Annotated in this window: 28 protein-coding genes; 20 read left to right on the top strand and 8 right to left on the bottom strand. The window is 34.3% G+C overall.

The window, feature by feature from the left end; translation table 11 throughout:
- Window positions 1–252 precede the first annotated feature (252 nt).
- Window positions 253–1,473, top strand: a complete 1,221-nt coding sequence (locus KORDIASMS9_RS09005; protein WP_114902532.1) for a site-specific integrase — start codon at window positions 253–255, stop codon at window positions 1,471–1,473.
- Between the two features lie 116 nt (window positions 1,474–1,589).
- Here KORDIASMS9_RS09005 and KORDIASMS9_RS09000 read toward each other — a convergent pair whose 3' ends face one another.
- From KORDIASMS9_RS09000 to KORDIASMS9_RS08990, 3 genes are all read right to left on the bottom strand, one after another.
- Complete coding sequence (locus KORDIASMS9_RS09000; protein ID WP_114902531.1) at window positions 1,590–4,565, bottom strand: hypothetical protein; 2,976 nt, start codon at window positions 4,563–4,565, stop codon at window positions 1,590–1,592.
- 65 nt (window positions 4,566–4,630) lie between these two features.
- The gene (locus KORDIASMS9_RS08995; protein WP_114902530.1) at window positions 4,631–5,113 is read right to left on the bottom strand and encodes a hypothetical protein; all 483 of its coding nucleotides are present in this window, start codon (window positions 5,111–5,113) and stop codon (window positions 4,631–4,633) included.
- 20 nt (window positions 5,114–5,133) lie between these two features.
- Complete coding sequence (locus KORDIASMS9_RS08990; RefSeq protein WP_162819847.1) at window positions 5,134–6,702, bottom strand: metallophosphoesterase; 1,569 nt, start codon at window positions 6,700–6,702, stop codon at window positions 5,134–5,136.
- Between the two features lie 258 nt (window positions 6,703–6,960).
- Between KORDIASMS9_RS08990 and KORDIASMS9_RS08985 the strand changes: the two genes are divergently transcribed.
- From KORDIASMS9_RS08985 to mobF, 5 genes are read left to right on the top strand one after another with little or no spacing between them, the layout of a single operon-like run.
- Window positions 6,961–9,000, top strand: coding sequence for a T9SS type A sorting domain-containing protein (locus KORDIASMS9_RS08985; RefSeq protein ID WP_114902528.1), 2,040 nt, complete (start codon window positions 6,961–6,963; stop codon window positions 8,998–9,000).
- A 17-nt stretch (window positions 9,001–9,017) separates the two neighbouring features.
- Window positions 9,018–9,290 (top strand): helix-turn-helix domain-containing protein, encoded by a 273-nt coding sequence (locus tag KORDIASMS9_RS08980; protein WP_114902527.1) that lies wholly within the window; start codon window positions 9,018–9,020, stop codon window positions 9,288–9,290.
- An 11-nt stretch (window positions 9,291–9,301) separates the two neighbouring features.
- The gene (locus KORDIASMS9_RS08975; protein WP_114902526.1) at window positions 9,302–9,586 is read left to right on the top strand and encodes a hypothetical protein; all 285 of its coding nucleotides are present in this window, start codon (window positions 9,302–9,304) and stop codon (window positions 9,584–9,586) included.
- Between the two features lie 18 nt (window positions 9,587–9,604).
- Window positions 9,605–11,137, top strand: coding sequence for a type IV secretory system conjugative DNA transfer family protein (locus KORDIASMS9_RS08970; RefSeq protein WP_114902525.1), 1,533 nt, complete (start codon window positions 9,605–9,607; stop codon window positions 11,135–11,137).
- Window positions 11,138–11,157: 20 nt separating this feature from the next.
- On the top strand, window positions 11,158–13,887 hold the full coding sequence (gene mobF / locus KORDIASMS9_RS08965) for a MobF family relaxase (protein WP_114902524.1): 2,730 nt from the start codon (window positions 11,158–11,160) through the stop codon (window positions 13,885–13,887).
- Between the two features lie 7 nt (window positions 13,888–13,894).
- Here mobF and KORDIASMS9_RS08960 read toward each other — a convergent pair whose 3' ends face one another.
- On the bottom strand, window positions 13,895–14,374 hold the full coding sequence (locus KORDIASMS9_RS08960; protein WP_114902523.1) for a hypothetical protein: 480 nt from the start codon (window positions 14,372–14,374) through the stop codon (window positions 13,895–13,897).
- Between the two features lie 62 nt (window positions 14,375–14,436).
- Complete coding sequence (locus KORDIASMS9_RS08955) at window positions 14,437–15,945, bottom strand: hypothetical protein (RefSeq protein ID WP_114902522.1); 1,509 nt, start codon at window positions 15,943–15,945, stop codon at window positions 14,437–14,439.
- 295 nt (window positions 15,946–16,240) lie between these two features.
- On the opposite strand from KORDIASMS9_RS08955, the gene KORDIASMS9_RS08950 reads away from it, so the two are divergent.
- Genes KORDIASMS9_RS08950 through KORDIASMS9_RS08930 form a run of 5 tightly spaced genes read left to right on the top strand, consistent with a single transcriptional unit; the run spans window position 16,241 to window position 19,902 of the window.
- Window positions 16,241–17,326, top strand: coding sequence for a hypothetical protein (locus KORDIASMS9_RS08950; RefSeq protein ID WP_114902521.1), 1,086 nt, complete (start codon window positions 16,241–16,243; stop codon window positions 17,324–17,326).
- An 18-nt stretch (window positions 17,327–17,344) separates the two neighbouring features.
- Window positions 17,345–18,136, top strand: coding sequence for a hypothetical protein (locus tag KORDIASMS9_RS08945; RefSeq protein WP_114902520.1), 792 nt, complete (start codon window positions 17,345–17,347; stop codon window positions 18,134–18,136).
- A 28-nt stretch (window positions 18,137–18,164) separates the two neighbouring features.
- Entirely contained in the window at window positions 18,165–18,935 is a 771-nt protein-coding gene (locus KORDIASMS9_RS08940; RefSeq protein ID WP_114902519.1) for a hypothetical protein, read from the top strand.
- Between the two features lie 44 nt (window positions 18,936–18,979).
- Window positions 18,980–19,420 carry a hypothetical protein gene (locus tag KORDIASMS9_RS08935; RefSeq protein ID WP_162819846.1) on the top strand — a complete coding sequence of 147 codons (441 nt, stop codon included), beginning with the start codon at window positions 18,980–18,982 and terminating at the stop codon, window positions 19,418–19,420.
- 26 nt (window positions 19,421–19,446) lie between these two features.
- Window positions 19,447–19,902: a hypothetical protein gene (locus tag KORDIASMS9_RS08930; RefSeq protein ID WP_114902517.1), complete on the top strand. Its 456-nt coding sequence runs from the start codon at window positions 19,447–19,449 to the stop codon at window positions 19,900–19,902.
- A gap of 56 nt (window positions 19,903–19,958) precedes the next feature.
- Here KORDIASMS9_RS08930 and KORDIASMS9_RS23630 read toward each other — a convergent pair whose 3' ends face one another.
- Together KORDIASMS9_RS23630 and KORDIASMS9_RS08920 are read right to left on the bottom strand one after the other, a co-directional pair.
- Window positions 19,959–20,156 (bottom strand): hypothetical protein, encoded by a 198-nt coding sequence (locus tag KORDIASMS9_RS23630; protein WP_114902516.1) that lies wholly within the window; start codon window positions 20,154–20,156, stop codon window positions 19,959–19,961.
- On the bottom strand, window positions 20,134–20,739 hold the full coding sequence (locus tag KORDIASMS9_RS08920; protein WP_114902515.1) for a tyrosine-type recombinase/integrase: 606 nt from the start codon (window positions 20,737–20,739) through the stop codon (window positions 20,134–20,136). Before KORDIASMS9_RS08920 ends, KORDIASMS9_RS23630 begins: the two co-directional genes overlap by 23 nt.
- A 436-nt stretch (window positions 20,740–21,175) precedes the next feature.
- Here KORDIASMS9_RS08920 and KORDIASMS9_RS08915 point away from each other — a divergent pair, with 436 nt between their 5' ends.
- A complete protein-coding gene (locus KORDIASMS9_RS08915; protein ID WP_114902514.1) occupies window positions 21,176–21,847 on the top strand; it encodes a hypothetical protein in 672 nt (223 codons plus the stop codon).
- Between the two features lie 7 nt (window positions 21,848–21,854).
- Here KORDIASMS9_RS08915 and KORDIASMS9_RS08910 read toward each other — a convergent pair whose 3' ends face one another.
- Entirely contained in the window at window positions 21,855–22,703 is an 849-nt protein-coding gene (locus tag KORDIASMS9_RS08910; protein WP_162819845.1) for a hypothetical protein, read from the bottom strand.
- Window positions 22,704–22,946: 243 nt separating this feature from the next.
- Between KORDIASMS9_RS08910 and KORDIASMS9_RS08905 the strand changes: the two genes are divergently transcribed.
- The 8 genes from KORDIASMS9_RS08905 to KORDIASMS9_RS08870 all read left to right on the top strand — a co-directional run bounded on the left by KORDIASMS9_RS08905 (window position 22,947) and on the right by KORDIASMS9_RS08870 (window position 26,460).
- Window positions 22,947–23,192 (top strand): AbrB/MazE/SpoVT family DNA-binding domain-containing protein, encoded by a 246-nt coding sequence (locus KORDIASMS9_RS08905; protein ID WP_114902512.1) that lies wholly within the window; start codon window positions 22,947–22,949, stop codon window positions 23,190–23,192.
- On the top strand, window positions 23,186–23,503 hold the full coding sequence (locus tag KORDIASMS9_RS08900) for a type II toxin-antitoxin system PemK/MazF family toxin (protein ID WP_205318046.1): 318 nt from the start codon (window positions 23,186–23,188) through the stop codon (window positions 23,501–23,503). Before KORDIASMS9_RS08905 ends, KORDIASMS9_RS08900 begins: the two co-directional genes overlap by 7 nt.
- Window positions 23,504–23,528: 25 nt before the next feature.
- Complete coding sequence (locus KORDIASMS9_RS08895) at window positions 23,529–24,026, top strand: hypothetical protein (RefSeq protein WP_114902510.1); 498 nt, start codon at window positions 23,529–23,531, stop codon at window positions 24,024–24,026.
- 182 nt (window positions 24,027–24,208) lie between these two features.
- Window positions 24,209–24,451, top strand: coding sequence for a type II toxin-antitoxin system ParD family antitoxin (locus KORDIASMS9_RS08890; protein ID WP_205318045.1), 243 nt, complete (start codon window positions 24,209–24,211; stop codon window positions 24,449–24,451).
- Window positions 24,438–24,668: a type II toxin-antitoxin system RelE/ParE family toxin gene (locus KORDIASMS9_RS08885; protein WP_114902508.1), complete on the top strand. Its 231-nt coding sequence runs from the start codon at window positions 24,438–24,440 to the stop codon at window positions 24,666–24,668. The genes KORDIASMS9_RS08890 and KORDIASMS9_RS08885 overlap by 14 nt, the downstream gene beginning before the upstream one ends.
- 280 nt (window positions 24,669–24,948) lie before the next feature.
- Window positions 24,949–25,263, top strand: coding sequence for a hypothetical protein (locus KORDIASMS9_RS08880; RefSeq protein ID WP_114902507.1), 315 nt, complete (start codon window positions 24,949–24,951; stop codon window positions 25,261–25,263).
- A 127-nt stretch (window positions 25,264–25,390) separates the two neighbouring features.
- Window positions 25,391–25,750, top strand: coding sequence for a hypothetical protein (locus tag KORDIASMS9_RS08875; protein ID WP_162819844.1), 360 nt, complete (start codon window positions 25,391–25,393; stop codon window positions 25,748–25,750).
- Between the two features lie 290 nt (window positions 25,751–26,040).
- Window positions 26,041–26,460, top strand: a complete 420-nt coding sequence (locus KORDIASMS9_RS08870; protein WP_114902505.1) for a single-stranded DNA-binding protein — start codon at window positions 26,041–26,043, stop codon at window positions 26,458–26,460.
- The last annotated feature ends 8 nt before the right edge of the window (window positions 26,461–26,468 follow it).

Raw genomic sequence — 26,468 nt, 5'->3', positions numbered from 1 at the left:
AAAAAACCCTTCAAAATCAACAGATTAAGAAGGGCTTTCGTACTCGAGGCGGGACTTGAACCCGCACGACCCAAGGGTCATTGGATTTTAAGTCCAACGTGTTTTGATTCAATATGATACTAAATGCACTGAAAACCTAACAATCACCTATCCATTGCAGCCAAACTAAAACAGAAAAAACCATGAAAAACCATCATTTGTTGTACCTATGTTGTACCTGTATTTCGTATCTTTGTATCAAAGCGTAATAAAATGGCATCAAGCATAAAGATAACTCTTCGGAATAAACAAAACAAAGATGGACTTTTTCCCATTGCAATCCGCATTACTAAAAACAGAAAATCCACTTTTATTTATACAGGTCATTATATAGATAAAAAACACTGGGACTCAAAAAAAGCGAATGTAAAAAAATCACATCCTAATTCTGTACGCCTAAATAATTTGATTGCCAGTAAGCTTGCCGAAGCTCACAAAACATTAATCGACTTACAGGCTAACGATAATGTCATTTCTTCTAAACAGATTAAAAATCAGATTGCATCTCCTATAAACAATAAAAGTTTCAATGAGGTTGCGAAAGAGTATATTGAGGAGTTAAAAACAAATAATAAATTGACGCGCATGACGTCTGATCAAGTTAGAATTAATCATGTTATAGAGTTTTCCAAATCAAATGATTTACAATTTCGCGAAATTGACGAAGATTTTTTAAGACGCTTCATGTCTTTTTTAAAAGCAAAAAAAAGTAACTCTCAACGCTCAGTGGTAAACGCTTTGGTAGTTATTCGTACACTATACAATCGGGCGATAAAAATGGGCGTGATAGAGCGTAAATTTTATCCCTTCGGGCGAGATAAAATCAAAATCAAATATCCGGAAACAGAGAAAATCGGTCTATCTGTGAGTGAGGTGGAAGCTCTTGAAACGCTAGATAATCTTACTCCGCAAGAACAACACACTCTAAATATCTGGTTATTCAGCTTTTATCTTGCAGGCATGAGAGTTGCAGATGTTCTAAAAATAAGATGGAGTGATATATATGATGACAGGCTACATTATCGCATGAATAAAAATGAAAAAGTTCTTTCATTAAAATTGCCAAAAAAGCTTTTTCCTATTCTTAAATCTTATGAACACGATAAACAAAACTCGCACGATTTTATTTTTCCAGAAATGAAAAAAGCCAATCTTAAGAATCCGCAAGATGTATTGGCAAAAACAAAAACCGCAACGAAAAAGTTTAATAAATATCTTGAACGCCTTGCCAAAAAAGCCAAGATTAGCAAAAAACTTACTATGCATATAGCGCGTCATACGTTCGGTAATATTTCAGGTGACACCATCCCTATTCAAACTCTACAAAGGCTATATCGTCATTCATCTATAACAACAACAATAAATTATCAAGCAAACTTCATTCATAAAGATTTTGATGAAGCATTAGATAAAGTTGTAAACTTTGGAAAATAAAATATAATTTTTAAGAAAAGCTTCCTTCTGATCAATATTAAAAACTACTATTGACTATCAAGTTAGCTTTATTCTCAAAAGAAGTTAACTACATGTGAATTATAGTTTTTGGTTAATTATTTTGAAGTAAGAAATTCCTTCCCTTTAGCTATTAGGTTTACGTTCCATAAAGATTTTATAAAAGCTCCTCGCATTTTGAAAAGTTCTTGTCTTCTCTGAAAATCAAAATAAAATAAACCTCCTTGCCTATCTAATAATACGTCTGAATCAGTTTCTTTATTTAAATCGCGACTTATTTTCCCTTCCTTTCTAGGTAAAAACATTTCTTTTTGTGTGTCTGTCCAAACATTTATCTGATAATATTTTAAAAAAGAATAAATTAATTTGGTTACAAAGTAATAGTCTGAGTCAGACGTCTCCTTTTCAATCATTTTACCCTCAGTCAAATCACCAAGTATCAAATTGTAAAATGAATCTTCAGACTTTTTTTCTTTTATCTCTGTAAAATTTTCTTCATATCTCTTTTTATACTCTTTTTTGACATTATCAAAATTCGCTTTATCTAACCCATAGACAGCAAGTTGTTTTGACCAATTAGTAAATGTATTTTTAAAATCGTAAGGTTCTTCTTTTTCAAGAATTAAAATTCTTTGAACTAACCATCTAGCCTTTGGATAAAATCGTAACCACAAGGTCTGTAATATTTTGTGAGGTCCTTTTAAAGGGTTTTTAAATTTGTGTTCATCATAATAACTTATAAAGTTACCATCTTTAACTTCGGATAAGACAAATAATATTCTAATTAAAAAAATACAGAATTTTTTTTCGTTAATTTCTTTTTCATTATCATAATTCATAGGCATTTGAATAAAATAGTTCCAATGCCAAAATTCAAATAAATCCTTGTCACCAAAATAACCTGTGTGAAGAGTTATTATATCCTTTGAAAAATATTTAAATAAATTAAAAGGTATGTTTTTCAAATACTCCATACAAAAGCTATCATATAGATAATACTCTGCATCTTCTTTTAATTTTGATAATATGTACTTATTTATTTTTGTTTCTTGGTCATTACGATAGCTATATGGATTAGAAAATTGCTCATCTTTAAAACCATACTCATCTTTTAACTTCTTTTTTGAGATTACTGGTTCAAATTTCCTCCAGTCTTTTTCATTCATTTTGTCATAGAAAAAGTTGGTTGCCTCATGACAACATATAGCTGCGAAAATTTCTGGCTGAAAAACATGAAAATAATTTACACGAACAAAATATTTACTACTTTCAATTCTAGGATGACTTTCGACGGTTACTATATCTGTAACAATGCCATCCCCAAAAAGTCTCCCATAAACATTATAAGCTAAGCTAAATGCTGAAATGGTCTGATGTATAGCTCCAAAATACTCGCTATTAAAATCCGTAATTTCTCTTGTTACTGAGCTTTGAAAAAAACGATTATAATAGGCGGTCTCTAGAGTTTTCATTTTTTCTTTTAGAAAAAAATTGAGCTCATTTAGTTTTATATTTGGATTACTAATGGTATGAAAAATTGTATTTTTAACATAATCAGTTAAGTCTAGAAAATACAGAAACATAAGAGTATTATGTGCAAGATTATTGTAGTTAGAAAGAATTTTAGCTACTTTATTTCTGATAATTTTAGCTACACCAAGTTCTCTAAGTTTTAAGTGTATTTTTTCATTAACTCCTTTATCTAATTCCCAATTTTTCCGATTATCTAAAAACTCCTTTAATGTACTGCTTATTTTTTTATCTCCATCATTTTTCACCATAAATATGGGATGCGAACGTGATTCTACAATACAGCCACTTAGGTACTTATTTTCTTCATTTTCAAATTTCTTAAGAATTGCCCTATATTCGTTAATCAAATTTTTTAATGCCGTGCTAATTGGCATATAATCTCTTGTATGTGGTATAATATCTCCTAAACCTGAAGCTACACGATAATATTTATTTTCATTATAATTTTTATTATAATGCTGGATACTATTTGAATAACTAGGCTTCACAAACCATCTAGTATTTAAAGAAATAAACTCTTCAAATTCCCATGGCTTATCTATATACTCATCCTTATCGATATCAGAACTAGATGTACCATACTTGAACGGCACTAAAAAATCACTAGTTGGAATTTTAAAATCTTTAGTAGTGTCTATTATCTCTCCTGTATTCTCATCTATCAAATTATTAACAAATAAGTCGTAATCAAAACCAAAAAAGCTATTGGTATATTCAAAGAAACTATAACCAGAGTCACTTACACCCTTTGATAAATAAGGATTCTCCTTATTAAAATTAAAAGTAAGGTTTCTTATTTCAAGTATCTTATCTGTGATATGCCTATAACTATCCGAAAAGAATAATAATAAGTACTCAGAAGCCCCAAAAGTTTCAACTAACAAAACTTTTAAGTGCTCTTTAGTATCATGAAGTTCTTCAAAGAAATATTTATAAAATGCTCTATTTAAAGGTATGTAACCGTGCTTTAAAAGTAAAATATTATTGACCTTTACGGTGCATATTGCGATAAAAGGATATTTCTTTGCCCTCTCATTTGTATTTTCATTTAGAAAAGTTTCTCTCGCTCTCTCTAATATTATTTCCTTTCCCTCTTTCTTAATTTCTTTTCGTTCAGGAAAATTACCTGCGATAATTTTATAATCATAGTTTTTATATTCATCATTATCTAAACCTGCATTAAATGGAGTAAAAACTCTACCACATATCTCATAATCATCTATTATTGATATATATGCTAAATCAAACTTACCAAATAAGTAATATGCTTTAGGCTTATAACAATTTTTAAAGAGTTCAGAATATTCTTTTAGGTTTTCATTTAAATTATCAGAATACCATTTAAAAAGCTTTTCTATCTCATTTTTAAAAAACTTGGGAGTATCCTTATCAATGGGAAAAGTTGTTAAGCCTATCATAAGGCCAAGACCTGAATAATCTATATTCTGAGAATTTAACTTATCTTCGGTATCTTCTGATTTTTTTAGATTATTATTCTTACTTTTTTGATTTTGATTGTGTTTATTATCCTCTGCTGACAATTTTAGAGTTGGTGTTATTGGTTAGTTATTATTTTTAAGAAGGGAAATTTGGTTTAGTTATATATTTATATTATCCCAAGATATCTATTTGTAGTATCTGCTCTGCTATAATCAAATTCTTCTTTTTCTAAAAGTTTACCTTCTAAAAGAATTTCATCAAGAAGATTATTTTTAATAATAAAATTATTGACTTCCTTAATCTCATCTATATCAGCACTTATATCTCTAGCAAGATAAGCATCAAAGATAAAGCCTCTAAAGATTCTTGATTTTTTAGGACTATTCTTAATAAAACTATAAAAATCCTCTATACTTCCATCATCATATTTACTAAGTGTTTTATAGGCAGACGAATTGTAGTAGGCTGTTAGAAATTTTAAATAAATAAGCATTGATTCATTATCAATATCTTGAAATGTTTCTTTGTCATTAAAAATAGATAATATCCTTTTCCATTCAACGCTTTCGTCAACAGCATATATATTAACCTCTTTCCCTTTTGCAAGAAAAACAGATTTAATCTCATTTTTATTGTTTGATATATCCATATTTGTCTATCCTAAAATTATTATTTTGTTAACTTCACTAAACTAGAAAGTTTTCTCTCTAACATTTGATTAATTTTTTTTTGTTTTTTCTCAGTTATCACCTCATAGCAAGTCATGAAATTTATATCTGTAAAGGAAATACTTTGATTTTCAAACGTATCTTTTATTATATTAGTATTATAATGCTTTATTAAATAGTTCAAGTGCCCGTCGGAATTTTCTAACTTATCCTTATCTTCAATTAAATAATATGGGGAACAAATTAGGCTGTATTTTTTATTTTTCGCCAAACTGAAACATTTTTCAATTTTTTCACTCAAAAAAAGATCTTGTATTTGTGGAAAGATTAGAAAAAAATCAGAAAAACAATAAATATCAATATCTGCTAAACTTACATCAATATGTTTTTTTATATCTACAGCAAAGTTTTTATCAAATTGACTAACTAGATAGTTTTCTATTGATTCTCTATTTAATTGCTTATTCGCCTCTAAATTATTCTCCCAGAATTCTTCTTCGCTTAAGTCTATTTCTGATTCTAAATCCAAGTTAAAAGGAAATTTCCTGCTTTCATAAGAAGGGTTGACTTCATGAATTTTTATTCCTTTTTTTAAATAGTTTTTTATAGGTGTAACTCTATTAAAAGAATAATTTCTACCGTCATTGTGACCAACATAATGATCTACAATAATATCTTTTGATTCTAAATTGATTGTTAGAACTTTATATGAATTTGGAAAGTTTAAATTATCATAAGCAGAACCTGTTGCTATTACTAAATTATTACTTTCTAAATAATCTGGGGATTGAATAGGAACATGCTGATCAGAAGTAAGAATAATATCAGAAACCTCACATATCGATCTCAAATTAGAATCAATATTATATTTTTCTTCCCAGTGTAGGTGGCTTATTTCATGATGAAGACAACTAATTACTATTTTTCCTCTGTCTTTTTTTATTTTATCTATTTCTTTTACATTTTTCTTAACAATTTCTGTGCCTAGTACTAATTTACCTCGGCTATCCTTGTGACAATACCAGCAAGAATTGTTAGCAAAAATAATTATATTATCTCCTAACTCTCTATGACCAGATAAATATTTTAACCAATGTTCATCTTCTGAAACATATGCGTTTTTGTATTTTTCTACTTTAAGCTTATCTTTCAAAAAAGCTATATACTCATTAAATATTGGCTTGAAATTTTCCAAATTCTTTTTTTTCAAAAAACCATTCCTGATTTTAGAATCTGAATAATATTTTTCAGAAAAAATCTTAAATTCTTTACTTTCTATTAATCTAGAAATTTCATCCCAATCACAATCATGATTTCCAACTACGAAATAAATATTATCAATTGTCAGCCCATCATCTTCTTTCTCTTCTAATAATCGTGTAAAAAAAGTAACTGCTCTATTAAAGCCATTTTCACACCCTTCTCTTGAAACATCTCCATTTACAATGAGTGACTCAAATTCACAGCTAACTAAACTCTTTAAAAGAGCCTCCTCAACTGGATTCAGTTCAACATCACTATTATCAAAGTGTATATCAGATATAACTGCTATTTTAACTTTATTGCTCAATAAACGGTAGATTTGTAAAAAATTTCTTCAATATACAAAAAAATCAATATAACGCTATATCCCAAACACTTAAGATTTCTGTAATTTCAGTAGTTGGACTCTTAAAAACTGTTAAAACAAGGCAAAATCAGACATAAAATTTTATTTAACTATGGTTGGTAATAGACTTAAAATCTCGTATTTTCTTATTATTATAAATATTATTTCTTACTTTTTTGAATAATTATAATTAAATTTAGAGTCTAAAACTTGTAAGGTATGCGCCGAAACATAATTGTTTTTTTAATAGCTATATTTCTACCAGCTATTTTCTTTGCTCAGGTTGAAATTCACATCACACCCGATGGAATTGCTGTAATGTCAGATGGTGATGCAGGAGCTCAAAACAATCCTTATAGCTTGGACTATATTCTTTCCAATGCGTCAGTATTCTTTGGAATTGCTACCAATTCCAGTACCACTACTGTTACTTCATTAATTTTACATCATGGAGCTAATGGAGAAAATTTTGAGACAAATAAAGCAATTTTTCTTCAAAACAGGTATAATCTTATTGTTCGTTCTGCAGATCCTAATAATCCTGTAAAAATAAAGGCTGAGCAAAACTTAATTCAAGCCTTAGACGGTTCATCTACCGATCTATTATTTACCATTAGAGACTCAAACAATATTGTTGTAAAAGACATTATATTCGAGGGAATAGATATAACTGACACAAATATCACAGGATACTCATTAGTAAATTTTGGATATAATGATGATATACTTATCGAAAACCTAACGATACAAAATAATTGGGGAGCTGGTGGCCGTGGTCTTTGGTTATTCGGCTGGGGAAATAATACAGTAATAAGAAACTGTCTATTAGATAATATGGGATGGACTAGTCAAAATGGAGATATAAACCCATTTTATGATACTGGAATAGATGATGTGGATGGTAATCCGATAATGAGTTGCTATGGATATGCAGGTGCTTTAATTCAAGGCAATGAAAATGAAGACTCATATGAAGATATTACGGTTGAAAACTGTAATTTTATGAATCTTACAACTGGATGCAATGAAGTTTTGACATTCACAGGTAATGTTAAAAAGTTTCAAGCATTAGATAACATCTTTCAAACCAATACTAATATTGGCATTGCAATTGCTGGACACTATCCTACAAATCGAGATCCTGATACTAATACACCGATTAATGCTAATCTAAACCAAGCAAGATATGGTATTGTTAGAGGTAATGAGGTTTACAATTCAAATTTTGCTCGAGGTCTATATCCTGCTGGTGGTATTTATTGTGATGGCTGTAAAGATGTTGTCATTGAGGGTAATTTAACTCAAGGAAACGACGTCGGAATATCAGTAGGATGTGAAAATGCAGGAGGACTTAGCGCGTCTAATGTTACTGTTATAAATAATACAATAATAGAAAATCCAAAAGGAGGTATTTATATAGGCTCTTTTTTGAACGACGATAACGTAGGTGGCACTCCCAGCACAGTTCAAAACTGTATCATCAGAAATAATACACTATATAAAAATGGTATGATTGCCCAACCAAATGGTGAAGTTTTTGTTAACAGATCAGAAAACAATGAATTTTATAACAACATATTACATATGAGAAATAATGCTTTTGGAGTAATTGCCTTTTGTGATCAACCATTTTCTAACTTCAACATGGATTATAATTTATTCTACAGAGATGACGAAATTCAAAATAGCAGGATAAATGATGCATGTATTGAACCTAACAGCAATTTAAGTGGTAATCAAAATTCACTATTCGGAGCCCCTACATTTGTTGATGTGAATTCTAACAATTTTGACATCCAGCAAGCTTCAGCCGCTATTAATACTGGTGATCCCAATACTCAAATATTGACGACAAACTTCCTGAATGGATTTTATCATAGTGATGATATTACTGATAATGAATTAGATTACGGCGGAAATATTCGTATTTTTAATTCAGTGAGAATAGATATTGGTGCGTACGAATCTATATTTGAACCTTTATCGGTAGGTGCTTTTGATAACTCAAATAGCAATATAACTATATATCCAAATTCATTTCAGACTGATATCAATATAAAAATGGTAAGTAGTTATTCAGGTACAGTTTCCATTAGACTGTACAATTTACAGGGTAAATTATTAGAAAATATCACCTTTGAGAAAATACAAGAAAGTCAAACTGAAAAAATAAACTTTGGATATATATCTAATGGATTATATTTCATTGATATTAAAATGGGTAATTCCGTTGAGAAGATTAAAATATTAAAGCAATAATAACTTAGGACAAATTCATGGAAGTAATATGCCTAGAAGATAAAGCATTTCATGCGCTTTTGGATGAAGTGGTTGCGAGGGCGTGGGAGCAGTCGCCTAGTGTTCGCCTTGATAAATGGATATCGGGTAGTGAAGCGATGCAGATGCTCCGGATCAGCTCAAAAACTACGCTTTCCAATTTGCGCAACGAAGGAAAGATACGCTACAGCCAGCCACAAAAGAAAATCATTTTATATGATCGTGCTTCGATTGAAGCGTATTTAGAAAAAAACGCTAAAGACACCTTTTAAATTTCAAATCTATGGAAGAACTAAATGCCCCTTCACAAGAGTTTTTAGAAGGATTTAACAAAGGCTATGTACTACGTGAGCATAAACCAGAACTCGCCCTTAGTTTAAGACAAACCAAATTTCCCGATAATCAAAAAGATTTTCAGACTGGTTTTCTAGGTGGCATTGAACAGAAAGAAGCGGAGTTAAGAAAAGTAAAGTCCAAAGGTTTCTCTTTTGGTAAACTTAGGGAGCAATACAAAGATGAGTTAAATCTTGGCGATACGGCCAAAGGCAAGGATATAGACAGGGAATAAATTCTAAACACATAAAGTATGGGGATTTTCGATAAACTCATCTCTTCAGACAATTCAAACGACCCAAACAAAAAACTAGACAAAGTACTCTACGAAGTACCAGGCACCGACACCGATATTACTTGGGCAGATGCCGTTGAAGGCACATTAATTCTTGGTGCAACCGGCAGCGGAAAATCATCTGGTCCAGCAAAGCATATCGCCATGGCGATGCTCAAACAGGGATTTGGGTTTTGCGTGTTGTGCGCTAAAAAGGATGAAAAACAAAGATGGATCAAGTATGCTGAAAAAGCCGGGCGATCTGAAGATATCATTTTATTCGACAAAGACAATGGTTTACAATTTAATTTTTTAAGTTATGAAATGAACCGCAGCGGTGATGGCTCTGGTGATGTTTTCAACGCTTCAAATATGCTTGTAAATCTAAATGAGCAAATTCGTATTCTACAATCTGGCAGTGCGCAAAGTGATGAAAAATTCTGGGACAATTCTCTACGCAGATTAATAAGCAGAACCATTTCACTTTTAAAATTCTCCAATCAAGACATTAACATTTATAATATTCGAAAGGTTATTGCAGATAGTTTAACCAATGAAGATATAAAGCTTTATAGCCATATAAAATCACAGGCGTCATCGCAGAAAAACATCCCTGAACAACAAAAAAAGGAAGCTCAAGAAAATCTTGCAGCGATGGTAGATGGAAATTATTTTGTTGAGCTATTAGAAATTTGCGACACATTACCATTAACAGAAAACCTTTCGACCACACTTCAATATTGGAGGAATGAGTTTGCTACTTTATCAGAAAAAACACGCTCAATTATTATAGAGTCCGCACTCGGGATTATTGAGCCGTTCTTGGTGGATGGCATATTAAAAAATCAGTTCTCTAAAGGGTTAAGCACTGACTTGATGCCAGAAAACATTATCAAAAATAAAAAAATTATCATCGTTGATTTTTCCGTTAAAGAGTTTGGATTCTCAGGTATTATCGCCACAGCCATCTATAAAATTGCTTTTCAATCTGCGATGGAACGCAGGGATATCTCAACAGAAGAAGATCCTAAGCCAGTGGCATTTTTTGTTGATGAATATCAAAACTTTTGTTATCCGGCTATGGACTCACTATTCCAAGCGACCGCTCGAAGCTCATGGATAGCAACAGTATATATTTCTCAGAATTTAAACGGCATAATTCAAGTCATGGGTAGCAGCAATGCCATGGCGCGAACAAAAAGCCTATTGTCAAATATGAACCTCAAATATTTTGCAAGTAATTCGGACTATGACACCAATAGATGGGCGAGTGATATGATCGGAGAACATTGGGTAAGCACCGACAATTTTAGCTATGATGAAAATGCTGAGATTAAGAATAAATCCCAACGTTCAGAGCGCAGACGTAAAGTCGAAATTGATGATTTTACAACATTAAAAACCGGACGTACGGCTAACAAATTTATTGTCGAAACCGTAGTGTTTAAAGCCGGTAAACTCTGGGGTGAACATAAAGAAAATTATGCCCTAGCCTCTTTCAAACAAAAATAAATTCAGATTAAAAATTCAACATGCTGACCATTACACGCTCACATAATTCTGTGACTGCGACTGACTATTTTACCAATGGTTTGTCCAGCGAGGGCTATTATCTAGATGGCGATGTGAAAGCTGTTTGGTCTGGTAAGACCGCAGAGCTTTTGAATTTGAGTGGTAAAACCGTCGATAAAAATGTGTTCTCTAACTTGGTTTCAAATTTAAATCCCAACACTCAAAAACGCCTCACTGTTCGTAATGCACAAAACAGGCGGGCAGGGTTTGACCTTACCTTCTCGGCTGTAAAGTCTGTTTCTATTTTATATGCTTTAACAGGCGATAAAGATATCTTAGATGCGCACCAAAATGCTATCCAAAAAGCAATGCAAGTCGTAGAATTCGATGCACAAACACAAGCCAATATGGGCGATAAAAGAGTATATCAAAACACAGGTAACATCATATATGCCGCCTTTGTCCACTTCACATCTAGACCTAATGAAATTTCTGTGAATGGCAGAATAAAATTTATTTCTGATCCGCAACTACATACACATTGCTTCATTCCAAATTTTACATGGAATGCAGAAAAAAAACGCTTTCAGGCTTTTGAAATCGGAAATATCCATAGGCTAGCAACCTATTACGAAGCAATTTATCACTCGCATCTTTCAAAAGAATTGCAAAGACTAGGCTTCACTGTTGAACGGAATGAAACGCGCTATGAAATAGCTGGCGTATCACGGAAACTCATTGAAAGATTCTCAAACCGCACGGCGACAATTGAACAAATTGCACAAGAGAAAAATATCACAGATGCGAAATCCAAAGCAAAGCTTGGTGCACTTACTCGTAACTCCAAAGCCAAAACAATCAGTGAAAATGAATTATTAAAACATTGGAAAAGTCGCTTATCCAATAAAGAATTAAGCGACGTTCAATCTCTCAAAGATACACCGCAGCCGCAGGAAAAACCAATCACAGTCAAAGAGGTGATTGATAGAGCGATTTCACACTTTGAAGAACGTCAATCAGCCTATCAAGAAAAACGTGTGCTAGCCTACGCCCTAACCTTGGGTTATGGCCACTTGCTCCCTCAAGATGCCCAAAAAGAATTGAATAAACGAGAAAATATTCTACGTGCCGATATTGATAGTGTTACCTATATCACAACACATGAGATGGTGCGCGCAGAGGAACGCATGATTCGCCTTGCCTCACAAGGAAAATCATCGGTCTCTCCCATTCATCAAACCTATAAAATCAAGCAGGATTTTTTAAATGACCAACAGCAAAATGCTGTTCAAAAACTACTAAAATCATTCGATCAGGTAAATATTTTGAAAGGTCACGCCGGTGTTGGAAAAACATCACTTCTCATCGAAATTGATATGGCGGTAAAAGAAACAGGAAATAAACTCACCGCACTTGCGCCGTCTTCACAAGCGGTCAAACAACTCTCAAAAAAAGGGTTTGAAGCAGACACTATTGCGGGCTTTCTCATCAATGAAAAAAAACAACAAGAACTAAAAAACAACACGCTTCTCATCGATGAAGCTGGAATGTCTGGCGTAAAAACGATGTCTAAACTTTTGGAACTGGCGCATAAATATCAAGCCAGAGTTATTCTTTCCGGAGATACAGCACAACATAATTCCGTTGAATTTGGGGATGCGCTGCGCATCCTTGAAGAAAAGGCAAAGCTAAAAACCGCGCGTGTTGACAAAATCATGCGACAAAAACCTGATGATTATAAAAAGGCGGTTGAACTACTAGCAAAAGGTAAAACCACTAAAGGCTATCAAGCGTTAGAAAAAATGGGATCAATAAAAGAAATCCCCGAACATGATAAACGTATCGAAGCCATCGCAGAGGACTACATAAAATCCATCAGGCAAAAAAAATCCGCACTCATCATATCACCGACACATAAAGAAGGAGATGTGATCAATGCGGTTGTACGACATAAATTAAAACAGCAAGGTATCATCAAAGGCAAAGAGCGAGAATTGACCACGCTTAAAAATTTATCCTTCACCGATAGTCAAAAACGCGATACCAAACTCTACAATGACAATCAAGTTATTCGCTTTATTAATCATCAAAAAGGTGGCTACAAGGCTGCAAAACATTATGAAGTTCTAGAGCCAAAAGCCAAACAACCTATTCAAATTAAAGATATTGAAACAGGTGAAATCCTGCCGCTTCCTCATCAAAAACCAGATAATTATCATGTCTACAGAAAGACCAAAACCAAATTAGCAATAGGAGACTCTATCCGTCTAACACAAAACTCCAAATCCATTGAAGGCACAAAAATGAATAATGGAACGATCTACAGAATTGAAGGCTTCACCCGATCCGGCGACTTAAATCTTAGCAACGGCAAGACGATTTCTAAAGAAAATGCCCATTATAAACACGCCTACTGTGAAACATCCTACTCCTCACAAGGCAAAGATTGCCAGCATGTCTACATTTCCATGTCTGACCTATCTTTCGCCGGCGCATCAAAAGAATCCTTTTACGTCTCAGTTTCTCGTGGCAAAGAAAAGGCAACTACATTCACCAGTGACCGCGATACCCTTAAATCTGTAATCCACAAATCCAACCAACGCCAAACCGCACAGGAAATTGCACGAAAGCAAGAACAGCAGCGAAGGGCGTTAGAACGGAAGCAAAAGTTAAATGAGCAGAATTTCAGTAAAATCAAACAGAATAACAAAAATCAAAATAAAGAACTTAAATCCTTTGAAAATAAATAACCTTCTTTTAATCAAAGATTAAACCTTTCACATCTTTAGGAGATTTTTTATTATGTATTTTCCAATATAAGTAAGCGTCAACAGCACTCTTAAAGTTCAATTCATAGAATGGAATTTCTTTATCATCAAACTCAACATATCTATCTTTGAAATGGCTTAAATACCTTAGAAAGTGAATAATCTTTTTTTCATCGCTCACTCGCTTTCTTTTTTTAATCCCATTCTTTATATAACCTATTAATTCATCATCTTCATGTACAAGCAAGTCAGTAAATTCATTTCTATTTATTGCCCTAGCTACAATTCCAGCAGATCTAATATGCCATTCAAGTCTTTCCAGAAGATTAAAAGAATATTGTAAATATTTAAATTGCTTTTCAAGATCATAATTATCACACAAATTTTGTCTATTATCGCGTTCTAAAAAAAAGGTTATCCAATTAAAATATGACGATAAATTCTGATCTGCATCTGATTTGTTTGACATCTATTAATCCCTTCAAGCGTCTTAAATTAAAAACAATCTTTTAGCATTCATCTATTGATATGTCAATCATATTCTGGTAAATCTGGCACTTCACCACCTAGGTGTTTTGGCAGACTCTGTTTTATTACTTTGACGAGTTTTTCTGAGATTTGCCGAATTTCATTTTCAATCTTATATAATACATATATTTTTTTTAGAATTTCAGGCGGCATTTCTTTAAGAGAATCTGAAATACTGCCAGGACTCCCAATAACAACAACAACTTTACACACAGTTAGAGCAACGCCTAATTGAAGAAAGCTATAGCTCAAAGTATTGATTTTTTCAGGCAATATTAACACAAAAAATCTAGTTGTTTTTAGTTTTTCAATATCCATATATGGCTGAATATTACCTCTTAAGTCAGCAGTTTTTCGAATTTTCCCGATTTTATATGATATGTGTAGTTTATCATCAAACTCATCTAACAGAAGAATCTCCATTTGCTTGATTATATTTTTACTTTTCAAAGTATTTGGAGCAGACAAAAACAATCGTGGTTTAGGTCTTTCTAAAAACCTTGAGAATCTCCTTTTCTCGCTATCACGAAGAGAAACAATATAATCATAAAGCTTACTTTGGGTATTAATATTTGAATTTGCGGTATTAAAGTTTATTTTCCTTATCGATAAAAATTGCCTGTAAGCAGAAGGAATATTACTTTTATAGTCACGCCAATTATGCAGGAATGAATAGGATTTAGGCTCATAGTTTTCATCAAAATTATCAATATCTATTTTTTTTAAAACTATGTTTCCACTTTGTATTTCTCCACGCTCATATGAAACATTTTGCCCAATCATAATATCTTGATCTTTATCCCTACAGTATAACTTCATATGAATATGTCTACCGTGTTCTTTTTTTTGATCCGGTATTATATCGATAATAATGTAGCCCCTGTGTATATCTGTATGGTCCTGATAATAACCAGAATAATGTCTAGTTATATCTGACTTAATATTTGTGAATTTAACTAGATTTTTGGAATCTGAATTTTCTGTAAACTCTAATAAAGCTTTACCAACAGAAGCTTCATTAACTAATCCTGTTTTGTCACTTTCATTTAAGTAATATAAAAAGTAGACATACCATTTAGAACCAGATAATGAACTGGGTTTAAAGTCTATTGAATTGTTTATTTGTTGAGTTCTATAATCACTGCTATTATTTTTCCTTTTATTTTCAATAAACTCATTAGCAATAATGTAAACCTTTTTACATTTACTTAAAAAATCCGAGAAGTTTTCGGGTTTAAAACTTGATTTATCTTGGAAAGTATTAAAATCATCACCCTCTACAATAGAATTCAAACCTTTTATTCTATTGTGAATAGAAGTCTTGCTGAAGCCAACTTTTCCTGATTTGAGTTCTTCTTTAGTTAATACAATCTTACTGCCATATTCTTCTTCTTTTTCTAGAATCTTTGTATAAAGATTATCATTTCCTTTTGTAGAGTCGCCAAATTTCTCTAATAATTCTTTGGCCTTTTCTATTTCATTTTCTGTGGGGAATTTCAGCTTTAAAGACATTCTTAATTTTTATTTAACAAATAAATATTTCTATAAATATACGAATTAACTCTATTTTTAGATGAATTCACATTTATTCATCTGAAAAATTAATCACAAAACTGAATTTCTATTAATAAAGTTTCTTTTCATATTTATAAATATGTATTCATTTCTATCTGCTAAAAAAGTTTTTAACTATGCAATCACAAAACAAGCTCTTTGACATTCTGAAATTTTAATCAACGACACAAAGAAGTTACATTTTAGTTGGTCAAAACACTCAATTATTAATTAATTCAAAATCAAACTAATTATGGATTACAATCAAAATTTTGGAGGTAGTTCGGAACTGAACTCTCCAAGTGGTGGAACCCCATTAAGTGATATTGAAAGCTTTTGGATTCAGAAAGCGATCAATGACTCAAGTGATGGGGGAAAGTTCGAAACTTACAAGGTAGAACTAGAAAATGAATTCAGTGATTTGAAAATGAATTCAAACATGCTTTTCGACAGTAGAATTGCAAATCTTTCTATTCGCATTGTTAATGACGAAAAACGTTTAGAGGAATTAAAAGCAAATCGTGGTGAGGTCGTTAAAGCTTCTCGGCGTGCCAAAAAAACGCATAACATGGAGAAGCTTGCTCCTCTAAAGCGCAAGAAAAAAGCTATTGAGCGCGAGATTAGACAGCTTCGCGGAAAGATTTTAACGCAAGACAAGTACTTACAAGAGGCAAAAAAGCAAAATTCAGCACCTACGGTACGCTTATCTAAGTATTTCTTTTGGGGCGTTTGTAGTGCTTATGTTTTAGCGGCATCATTTTTTAACATTCCAATCTTTGCTGAAATTTTTGGTGATCAGCCGATCTTTATTTTTGCAGCTCCAATTTTCGGAATCGTAGAAGGCTCGCTCATTCACTTGATCGGGTTAATGTATGGCATCGGCAATAAAAAGATTGCAAAAATCCTTGCTGCTGTCTCTGGTCTAACCCTTCTCTGTTTAATCATCGGACAACTAACGTTAACAAGTCACGGTATTTTTAGCTCGGTATTCTTAATCATACTTTTTGTAATTGGTGTGATTACATCATACATACATGCCACAAGCTATTTTGAAAGAAGACTTGAGCGATTGAGAAAAAAAGAAGGAAAGCTTTTATCAAAGCTACACAAAATAGAAGACGACATTAAAATTCTCGAAACAAAACAAGATTTAGAAGCCGACAATAATTTGGATAAAACAATTTCCGACTTAGAAAGATCAATAACTGATAATCAGGTTAGAAAAAGTGATGCGGAGAGAGAGAAACAAGATCGCTCTGAAATCCTTAAACAAACGGAATCGAATATTCTTAAAAAAGCAAAATCCATATTCGATCTCATCAACAATTTTGAAAACTAACATTTAAAACAAAAAGTCATGAAACAAAATTATTCTATTAAAGTATTATTGGTTATCGCAGTAGCATTTTTTGCTACTGCTGATAATGCAACAGCGCAAAGCAACAATGACCAGATAAGCGTACAAAATGTTCAAATCAGCATCGCTGCTGCACAAATTGTAAGTGCCACACACGATGCTGTATCGGACACTTATGAAGAGTTTGCTTGCATTAGAGATTTATCGGTTTCACAGCAAGCTGAGGGTGATAAATTTAATACTAACGACATTGTATCACGAACGATCAACAAAAGTGATTTAACACAAAATGGCAATGGCTACAGTTTTTATTCTGCAATTATTGGCTATGATGCTTATCCTATTGTCAGCAAAGTATTGCTTCAAGAAGTATCTTACTGGCTCACATCCAGAAAAAAGCGTAAAGCGGCGATCGACCAAGCCAAATCAAACGTAGTAAAAAACTTAAGTCAAATAGAAAGTAGTGAGCCTACATTTAAGTACTCAAGTTTGTATAGAGGCATGTTACATGTCATTGGACAAATGAATAAAGACTGTAAAAAGACCGTTTATATTTATACAAATGGTGTGGAAAATTACATCCACAACTTCTATGACGTGAAAGACTGGAATGCAGAATACGAAACCATCAAGAAGACATTACTTACAGACATGAAAGTGCCGAATGTTAAAAACTTAGAGATCGTTTTCTTAAGTTCAGGGCGCGATGAAATTACTGTTCAATCTCTTCGCTTTTGGGCTCGTTTTTTTAGTGAACATGGAATCAATACGACTGTGAGAGCATCCATTTAAAGGACGCTCCGTTAAAACCAACCATGTCATGAGAAAGCACGAAAAAAAGGGGCGAGAGCCCCTTATCAAAAAAGAAAAATCATGGAACGATCACCTGCTCTGGCAGGCAGCACTGACCTCCCCAGTATGGAAGATGTTTAGAAAAGATAGAAACAGTGCTTATTTGCTTATTGCTAAATACTGGTTTCGATTTTACCTAGCAATCGTCAATAAATGCTATTGCAGCGTCATGCGCACGAAAGCCGGCATAAATCAGAGTGGTATCATTATCTCACTATGTGCCTGTCTATATTTATCAGCATTTAATGCGAATGAAATTTGGATATTTTTTACAGGCATCGGGATGGTTTATATTCCCGTTAGTATGGCTTGGAAGGATAGTGACGAGATGTTCGAGATGCTAATTTTTGATACAAATTCGAATATTTTATTATGCTATAACGCCATATTGATTATCACATCACTGCTAGACATTATTCGCATCTACACAAGACGCACTGATTGGAAGGATATTTCTTCAAGAGGTACATCGCGTTTATATTTAGCAATAAAATGGCTTTGTAAGAAATTAAAAGGCAAATCGTTTGAGCCTGACAGACCATTCATCGAAGGTATCCTAGAGCCGGTGGCACTTTTTTCGATTGCAGTGATTATGCTGCAAATAGACTTTTGGGCAGCTACGTTCATTTTTATGATGGCACTATCCGAGACGGCTATTCAAATGAATAACAAGGCTGCCACGCTCAAGCGTTTAAAGCTTGTTTACGCTCAAAACCCTGGCTCAAAGCCTAGAAAATAATTCAACGATATCATTAACTTTAAATAACAGGCACGTGTAACAGCGTGTCTGATTTAATCGCTATGCAATTTAAAAAACCAACATCATTATCCGATACATTTAAAGGCTATTATGACGCTTCCGGGAATGGCTGGTCGCCCGAGTTTTTAAGCAGCGATCAAACCTACGCCATTTCAAACGGCGATGTGCATGTCAGTCGCTTTCGCATCATTTTAAAAGACGCAAGCTTTTACTCCCTACCTTACAGTTTATTGCCGATTTTAATCTTCACTGGCGAAAAACTCATCATTAAATCATACGGTGTTCACATCAGTATTTTTGGCAAAGGATTGAGTGTTATTGAAAATCATATCAGTAACCAAACTTTGCTTTATGTTCGTGAAAGTATCAGCGGTGTCGATCTTGAAGAAAAAGATGTTTTTGTTAGCCAAATAATCGTCGAGGGCAAAAGTATCGCAACAGAAATTTCAGAAGAGGAGCTTTAAATATGAATATCTAAACACACATATCTATGGATTCAAAAGATAATAAAGGGAATTTAGAACCGCACGAAGCCGATAAAAGAATGGAAAATATGGCAAAGCTTGCAAAGGAAGCTGAGCATGGAATTGAGATAGAAAGACTGCGCGCAGAAAACAAAAAAGAAGTTCAGAAAAACGAAAACGACCGCAACAAATCAAAACTCCATCATTCTATGGGAGAACGCGCCAGACTACATCAACATTCAGTTCAGGAAGTTGACCAAATCTATGATGAAAAAAATCAAAAAGTCACACAAAAGACCTTCATATTTGCGAAAGGGATATACAAAGAACACGGTGATAACGCATCCAAGAATTTTTCAAATTCTAAGCTTAGAGGATTACTAAAACATGATTTCAAAGAAGAAAAAGGAACTCCTACAAAGCAGGATAAAATTCTATCGCGAAAATTCAATAAAAATAAAGACATTGATATGGATAAGTGAACACCATTGCATTCATGGATTCAAAATAAATTGACATTCGAATATAAAATGAATACTCATCTTTTTGACAAAACGTCCCAGCCATCATCAAAGCTACTTTTAAAATCACTCAATCGTTTTTCCAGCTCATTTGCGACGCAAACATGGGCGTTACCGTCAGGTATAATTTCTTGTAGGGCTTGCATTAACCCATAAATTTGAATGAGCTGGCTTTCCAAATCATGTAACACTTCATTGACAGATAACATTTGCATACTCTCCTAGTTCTACTTCCCAAACTCTTTTCGCTATTTCACGTTCTTCACTACCAACCACATTGAGATAAATAGCAGTAGTCTCTAACCGGCTATGACCAAGCCATTTACTCACTGTGGTAATAGGAGCCTTATCAGCAGCTCTGACAGCGAAGCCGTGACGAAGACCACGGGCGCATGCACGCGCTCCCAAAATTCCCGCTTCACACATAACAGTTTTGACGTACCTAGATGCGCTACGTAATGAAAACAACCAAAGATTTTGCGGGTTTTTATTATTGAATTTTATATAATGTTGCAGATCATTAAGTAAAAAATCAGGTAGTGGAATTTCTCGATAAATACCGCGCTTACGTCTTTTTAGTGTTTCTAAAACGACAGTCTTGTTGGAAAAATCAAGGTTACTTTCACGTAAATTATGAATTTCAGCGATACGTGCGCCCGTATAAAAAAGCAACTGACAAAACAAACGCACATGAACTGGGCGTGTTTTAGTGCATTCCAAAAAGCGTAAACGCTCACTTTGATTTAGATATTTTCGCTGACCGTTATGGTCGTGCAGAGACATAGTAGATTTGTACATAAGTATGGGGGTTTTAAAATTATAACTGTCTTATTATTAGGTATATTACGCCACATATTCAAACAAAAAGTGTGATTTTTCTGTATTTTAACAAAAATATCATCTCAAAGTTGCTCAAACACCTTTCTTCATGCGGGAAACCTAGCCTTTTTTGACCGCGATGACCGAGTATACCTAATTTTCGGTCAATCTAACGTGTCAGCCATGAAATACTTGCGAAAAACAGGGCTTTTAAGCATTTTTTTGCGCGCTGCATACAGAGATAATCACTAAATCAAAACTATGGCGAAGTATAAAAAGGTCGGAAAAATAGATGTCTATGAAAGACAAAAAGATAATAGCGGATGCTTTGGTATCATCGCAGTCATTATTGTCATTTTAATCATTGCTAGTCAGTGTAAATCGTAAAAAATAAAACATTAACAAATTAACAATTATGAAGACATTTTCTTGCGCATGGCGCTTTATCGGTGATATAAATAACAGAGCATATAAAGGTATAGCCAGAATGAAACTCAATTTTACATCTGCGGCGAAAAAGGCACGGGCGGCGATAATTGCGCTTCCGGCGGTTTTCGCATTCAATTTGTCGGCGCAAAATGCGTCCGGATCTGAGTTGGCTATGGCCACTCCCGGCGATAAGGTCAAGACCGAGCTGAAGACCAATGCCGAAAGCGTGCTTTCCAAGAAAAAAGATATTGAAGTAGTGAAGGAACTGGGCAGTGTTGATGCACAATATGAATCTGTAGGCAAGGATGAGCTATATATTAGTATCGTCGTAGCAGAAGATGTTAAAAGTTCACCTGAGAAGATCGCTGCTTTTACCAGACTGCTTATGCTCCAAGCTATGGGTGAAGGCAAAGACTCTAAAAAAGTCGTCGTGTGTCACTCCAAAACAAAAGCTGGCATGGGTGTCGTGTTTAGAGCCTCTAGCAATGGCAAGGTTTACGATACCAATGGCGGCGTCCGCTATGATGGGGATGAGGCCATGTCTGGCGCTGACATTAAAGACATGGGCATCAGAAAGGCTATTGTATTCTTCCATGAAAGAACGCAAGCTGCGCGCACAAATCTTGACTATAAAGTCACAGGACTGGATAAAGATTAATTTTCTATTAAGGTTTCATCGTTTGTGGCGGCGGCGCATTTTGCGGTGGCCTGGCTGTAAGTTCATGCTCACGCTCAACGGTGCTGCCGGATGCGGCCTTGTCAAACTCGGCGGTTAGATCAGGCGCACCGGCAAAAAACTCGTCATCCGTGAAACCTTGATTCTCAATTTGATGTTTTTGAGAGTAGGTGTTCTTGGATGTCTCGTTATTTTTTCCAAGTGCGTACCCTATTTCATCTCTTATATCAGCAAAACTCCGATCCAACGCCTCCACTTCGGTTTGGATTTGCTGTTCACGTTCGGCAAATTCCTCGGTCAGCTTGTCTTTTAAAGCGGGATTATCTTTGATTTTCTGATCATATTTTTCCGCCAGAGCTTTATATTCGTTTTTAAACATTTGATATTGTTCTTCGGCGGTCAGAACCTCCTCTTTTACGGCACGCTCGACCTCCTTAAACGTCATTTTTTGCAGCGTTTCACGATCATATTCGTCGGGATATTCTTCAATCAAGAACGCCATCATAAGAGCTGCATCATCGCGCTCAAGCGCTTTAAGACCACGGCGTATTTTACGCATCTGGTCACGCATTTCATGCATGATCGCATCCATACGCTCCAAAATATTGTCCAGTTCCTCCCGCAAGCGCTCCAGCAATAAAATATGCTCAAAGTGCTCTTTGTCTTTTTTCTGCCTTTTAAGGCGCTCATCACCGGAATGTTGATTTTGCGTATTTGTGGTGTCGATGCGGCCAATCTTTTCGATTTGCCCGCGGGCACCGTAATGAAACTCGCTCTCGCGCTGATGCTCCAGCTTTTCTTTCGCAATTTCGTATAAAGATTTTTGTGTATCTACCATTTTATTAAAGACCTGCGTTAGCACGCCTTCCTCCCTCACTGTCTTTATAGTATGAAGGAATAAGATTACGCTTACGTAAATTATGTGCACAATTTGTCTTTAATTTTAGCTATTTACCTTTTGTTAAGTGAGTGTGTTACGAGCGGTGATCTGTCAAAGAGAAAATTATATTGATAAAAAGCATCAAATGTAATAACATAGTACATACATAATTAAACTTTTGACGGACATCGGAGGCACGCAATGCTTACGCAAATAAAGAGAATTGGTAATTCAAAAGGTATTATCATACCTGCTAAGTTGCTAAAGCAGTTTGGTATTAAAGACCAAGTGTATCTGGATGTTGAAGGTGAAAGCATCATTATTTCTAAAGCAGGTATTCCACGCAATAACTGGGTCAAAGCCTTTGAAACAGTAGGAATTAATAATCAGGATACAGTTTTAGCCGATTTCATCAATGAATTTGATACGGACGACTGGACATGGTAAATCAATTTGAAGTGCATTTGGTAAGCCTTGATCCAACAACCGGTCGCGAAATTAAAAAGACACGGCCATGTGTGATTATCTCTCCGGACGAGATGAATCACGTTTTAAGCACTGTGATTATTGCCCCCATGACCAGTACAGTTCGAAAATATCCGACAAGAGTGTTGTCTGAATTTCAAGATAAAAAAGGCAGTATCGTTCTTGATCAAATCAGAACAGTTGACAAAAAACGGCTTGTGAAAAAATTAGGCATTATTGATTACAATTCAGCCAATAAAACACTAGCCATTCTTCAGGAAATGTTTTCTTAAAAAAATTATTGTTAAATGAGGGCGTGTGAAGAAATATAAAAACCATATTGTCATTACACCCCAAATGCACAAAGCGCTGTTAGATCAGAAAAACAGAACTGGAATGGGTGCAATAGCCATCTATAAATATATGAATGAGCAAGACTTATTACGCCGGTGCGAACATCTTACCGTGCAACGTATAGACAGTTGGTTTACAAAGAGTGCTCAAAAAGCCGTTGAAGGCGACTTTATTGCTGTGATGGATGCCTATAAAAGCATTACCAAAGCGGAGATCAAGCTTGCTATTCCAAGGTGCGGCGCTTTGCGTGAGGATGTTACACTTGAATTTATCAATAAACTAAACCAAGTCTTTGAAAAAAGGCCAAATTTTAGTAGTAAACTATTGTTAAGACACAAAGATGCACCCGCTGATTTAACCGTGACAAAACTATCAAATATTCGCTCAGGAAGAACAAAAACACTACCAAAACGGCACATGAATTTTTTAGAAAAAGTAATTTCAGCTAATCTTCAAAAATGATTATCCTGCGCATGAATATCTGTGATTGTTACCCTGCTCATATCACTATAAATATGACGCAGAATGTTTAAAATTTGGTTATTGAGCCTTTTATACTAGATCTACTCTGTAATATTTATTGCTACTAAATAGCATTAAATACTACTATATATCATAAGCAAAGGAGATTTTAGATGACTTCAATGAGCATTTCTTTATCTGATCGTTTAAGAAACTTTATAAAAAGCCGTGTCACTTCAGGTGAATACCACAATGAAAGTGAGTATATCAGAGATTTAGTCAGGAAAGACCGTGAAAAGCTCTCAGAAGAACAGCAGCTTTTAAACATTTTAAGATGCTCAAGCCTAAGCGGCACAAGTGAGCACAACATTCCTGAATTGATGGAGAATGTTAAAAAGAGACTAGCAAAAGATGGTAACCTATAAATTATCTAATGATGCGTCACAAAAGCTAGAAGAAATTTATGAATACTCACTTTTAAACTTTGGAGCAGATAAAGCAGATGAATATTACTTATCCCTTCACAAAGTGTTTGAACTGCTTTCAGATCAGCCAAGTTTGGGCAAAAATTTCACGAGTTTTATCGTCATGAACACGGCTATCACGTATTTTTCTACCAAATCACTAACTATGGGGTTTTAATACTTCACATTTTCCATCAGAAACAAAATTTAGATAATATGTTTCAATAAGCACAAATTAAAACTTTTTCTTAGCCAAGTTTAATTTGACGATTTTACAATCCTTTTTCGAACAACCGTACAATCAAAAAACTCTTTATTTTCAAATTTGCATACTCCCGCATTTATTTGAGTATTTTTTCTTGACGCATTTAAAAATCTGCTTTATGCAACTCGACCTTATTGCAAGCATCTTGCATTTTCAAAAAAATCAATAAAACTGAGTTAGGGGGAATTCATTTATGAATTATCACATTTTTTATGCGCATATCAGAAACCAAATCACAACAGAGCTTTTAAAAGAGCCTAATCGCGTTTATGAAATTGAGCAAAAAATATCTTTTCAAAACAGTGAGACTATCTACACCTTTTGCAGCGAAGCTGCGCATATATTTTATTCCATACAAAATTTATTGAGTTTAAAATCTACCGGTGATATCTCCAACTCCGTGCAGAGCTATACAAATGTAATTTTCACGCATTTGTCCAAAGGGGAAAAATTGCCAACCCTTGATCTTATTTTGGCAGCAGCAGAAGCTCTATCGCCTCTTCTCTAAGAACACGTCTTCCGACAGTAAATTTTTCATTTTTAACTAAAAACTCAAAATTTTGAGCGCGCATCCATATGTCCGCATTTGGATGGGTGCGTGCTCAAATACCCAACCCATGAACGAAAGGATCTTCATGAACACTAGACATGCAAAGCTAAAATTACATTACATCATTCACAATGAGCCAAACTCAATCAAAGCATTTGTAGCACAAGAGTTGCTTTCTAAGAAAAATTATCAAGCATTCTTTGAGGCTCTATTTATAAAGGGATGTGCCTGCGGCGTAGTTTCATCACTCAAACACTATGATCAAACACATTACTTTTTTGATAAATATTACGATCAAATCGAAACACTCCGCCTAGAGCGCGAACCACCTGAATTTGATTTATTAGATTTAAACTATGATCTCAAATCTGCCTATGCATGGTTTGCTTTTGAACAAGTTGCCTCAGATTTAGCCTTTGAGTTAGGCATTTACGCCGCGCAATAATGAGTCAAAGACGCTTATTTATGCGATTACATCGCAGGCTTTAGGGAGTTCCCCCTCGCGCGCAGCAATTTGGAAGCCAAAACAATTTAAAAAATGCGGTACATGGTTCCTATTTTTGAAATTCTTTTGCCCAAGGCTTAGCTAAAGCACGCTTCCGGCATTGCCACTTTCTCACCCCCTGTTCGCCACATGGCAGAAGTTATGTCAGACGCACAATGCTTCGCATCAGCGTTTAACAAACTCCTTTTCCAAAGGATTTTTAAAACCAAAGACATGAAAGGAAAAATCAAATGTCAAATAACACACAAACTAAAACTACAAATACTGTCAATCAGGAAGAACAAACTCTTTTTGCAGACACCAATATATCCATGAAATCCGGACGTTTAACCCGCGATGCAAAAGTGATTGCAGATGGTAAATTCGTTAAGTTTTCTATTGCGGCAAACAAGCAATATTTAGGCAGTGATGGCGAGGTTAAGTCTAACGTCAATTACTTCAATGCGCTTGTATCTAGCAATCTATCGGAGGCTTTCGAGATAGCTAAAGACCTTAAAAAAGGCGATTGGGTTTATTTCAAAGGCGAAGATGCTACGCAAGCCTTTGACACACCAGAAGGCTACCGCAAAACACAAACCACAACCTTCGCCTATCAAGTTACCTTAAAAAAAGAAAAAAATAGCGATGAGCAAGCGCCCCAGGTTGTTTGATCTTTTAA

This window comes from Kordia sp. SMS9 (assembly GCF_003352465.1).
Lineage (GTDB): Bacteria > Bacteroidota > Bacteroidia > Flavobacteriales > Flavobacteriaceae > Kordia.
This window is presented reverse-complemented; position numbering and strand designations above follow the sequence as displayed.

Excerpts from the sequence above, each read along its gene's own strand:
- KORDIASMS9_RS09005 (WP_114902532.1), top strand. The coding sequence starts at position 253 with ATGGCATCAAGCATAAAGATAACTCTTCGGAATAAACAAAACAAAGAT.
- KORDIASMS9_RS08995 (WP_114902530.1), bottom strand. The coding sequence starts at position 5,113 with ATGGATATATCAAACAATAAAAATGAGATTAAATCTGTTTTTCTTGCA.
- KORDIASMS9_RS08985 (WP_114902528.1), top strand. The coding sequence starts at position 6,961 with ATGCGCCGAAACATAATTGTTTTTTTAATAGCTATATTTCTACCAGCT.
- KORDIASMS9_RS08980 (WP_114902527.1), top strand. The coding sequence starts at position 9,018 with ATGGAAGTAATATGCCTAGAAGATAAAGCATTTCATGCGCTTTTGGAT.
- KORDIASMS9_RS08975 (WP_114902526.1), top strand. The coding sequence starts at position 9,302 with ATGGAAGAACTAAATGCCCCTTCACAAGAGTTTTTAGAAGGATTTAAC.
- KORDIASMS9_RS08970 (WP_114902525.1), top strand. The coding sequence starts at position 9,605 with ATGGGGATTTTCGATAAACTCATCTCTTCAGACAATTCAAACGACCCA.
- mobF (WP_114902524.1), top strand. The coding sequence starts at position 11,158 with ATGCTGACCATTACACGCTCACATAATTCTGTGACTGCGACTGACTAT.
- KORDIASMS9_RS08960 (WP_114902523.1), bottom strand. The coding sequence starts at position 14,374 with ATGTCAAACAAATCAGATGCAGATCAGAATTTATCGTCATATTTTAAT.
- KORDIASMS9_RS08955 (WP_114902522.1), bottom strand. The coding sequence starts at position 15,945 with ATGTCTTTAAAGCTGAAATTCCCCACAGAAAATGAAATAGAAAAGGCC.
- KORDIASMS9_RS08950 (WP_114902521.1), top strand. The coding sequence starts at position 16,241 with ATGGATTACAATCAAAATTTTGGAGGTAGTTCGGAACTGAACTCTCCA.
- KORDIASMS9_RS08945 (WP_114902520.1), top strand. The coding sequence starts at position 17,345 with ATGAAACAAAATTATTCTATTAAAGTATTATTGGTTATCGCAGTAGCA.
- KORDIASMS9_RS08940 (WP_114902519.1), top strand. The coding sequence starts at position 18,165 with ATGAGAAAGCACGAAAAAAAGGGGCGAGAGCCCCTTATCAAAAAAGAA.
- KORDIASMS9_RS08930 (WP_114902517.1), top strand. The coding sequence starts at position 19,447 with ATGGATTCAAAAGATAATAAAGGGAATTTAGAACCGCACGAAGCCGAT.
- KORDIASMS9_RS23630 (WP_114902516.1), bottom strand. The coding sequence starts at position 20,156 with ATGCAAATGTTATCTGTCAATGAAGTGTTACATGATTTGGAAAGCCAG.
- KORDIASMS9_RS08920 (WP_114902515.1), bottom strand. The coding sequence starts at position 20,739 with ATGTACAAATCTACTATGTCTCTGCACGACCATAACGGTCAGCGAAAA.
- KORDIASMS9_RS08915 (WP_114902514.1), top strand. The coding sequence starts at position 21,176 with ATGAAGACATTTTCTTGCGCATGGCGCTTTATCGGTGATATAAATAAC.
- KORDIASMS9_RS08910 (WP_162819845.1), bottom strand. The coding sequence starts at position 22,703 with ATGGTAGATACACAAAAATCTTTATACGAAATTGCGAAAGAAAAGCTG.
- KORDIASMS9_RS08905 (WP_114902512.1), top strand. The coding sequence starts at position 22,947 with ATGCTTACGCAAATAAAGAGAATTGGTAATTCAAAAGGTATTATCATA.
- KORDIASMS9_RS08900 (WP_205318046.1), top strand. The coding sequence starts at position 23,186 with ATGGTAAATCAATTTGAAGTGCATTTGGTAAGCCTTGATCCAACAACC.
- KORDIASMS9_RS08890 (WP_205318045.1), top strand. The coding sequence starts at position 24,209 with ATGAGCATTTCTTTATCTGATCGTTTAAGAAACTTTATAAAAAGCCGT.
- KORDIASMS9_RS08885 (WP_114902508.1), top strand. The coding sequence starts at position 24,438 with ATGGTAACCTATAAATTATCTAATGATGCGTCACAAAAGCTAGAAGAA.
- KORDIASMS9_RS08880 (WP_114902507.1), top strand. The coding sequence starts at position 24,949 with ATGAATTATCACATTTTTTATGCGCATATCAGAAACCAAATCACAACA.
- KORDIASMS9_RS08875 (WP_162819844.1), top strand. The coding sequence starts at position 25,391 with ATGAACACTAGACATGCAAAGCTAAAATTACATTACATCATTCACAAT.
- KORDIASMS9_RS08870 (WP_114902505.1), top strand. The coding sequence starts at position 26,041 with ATGTCAAATAACACACAAACTAAAACTACAAATACTGTCAATCAGGAA.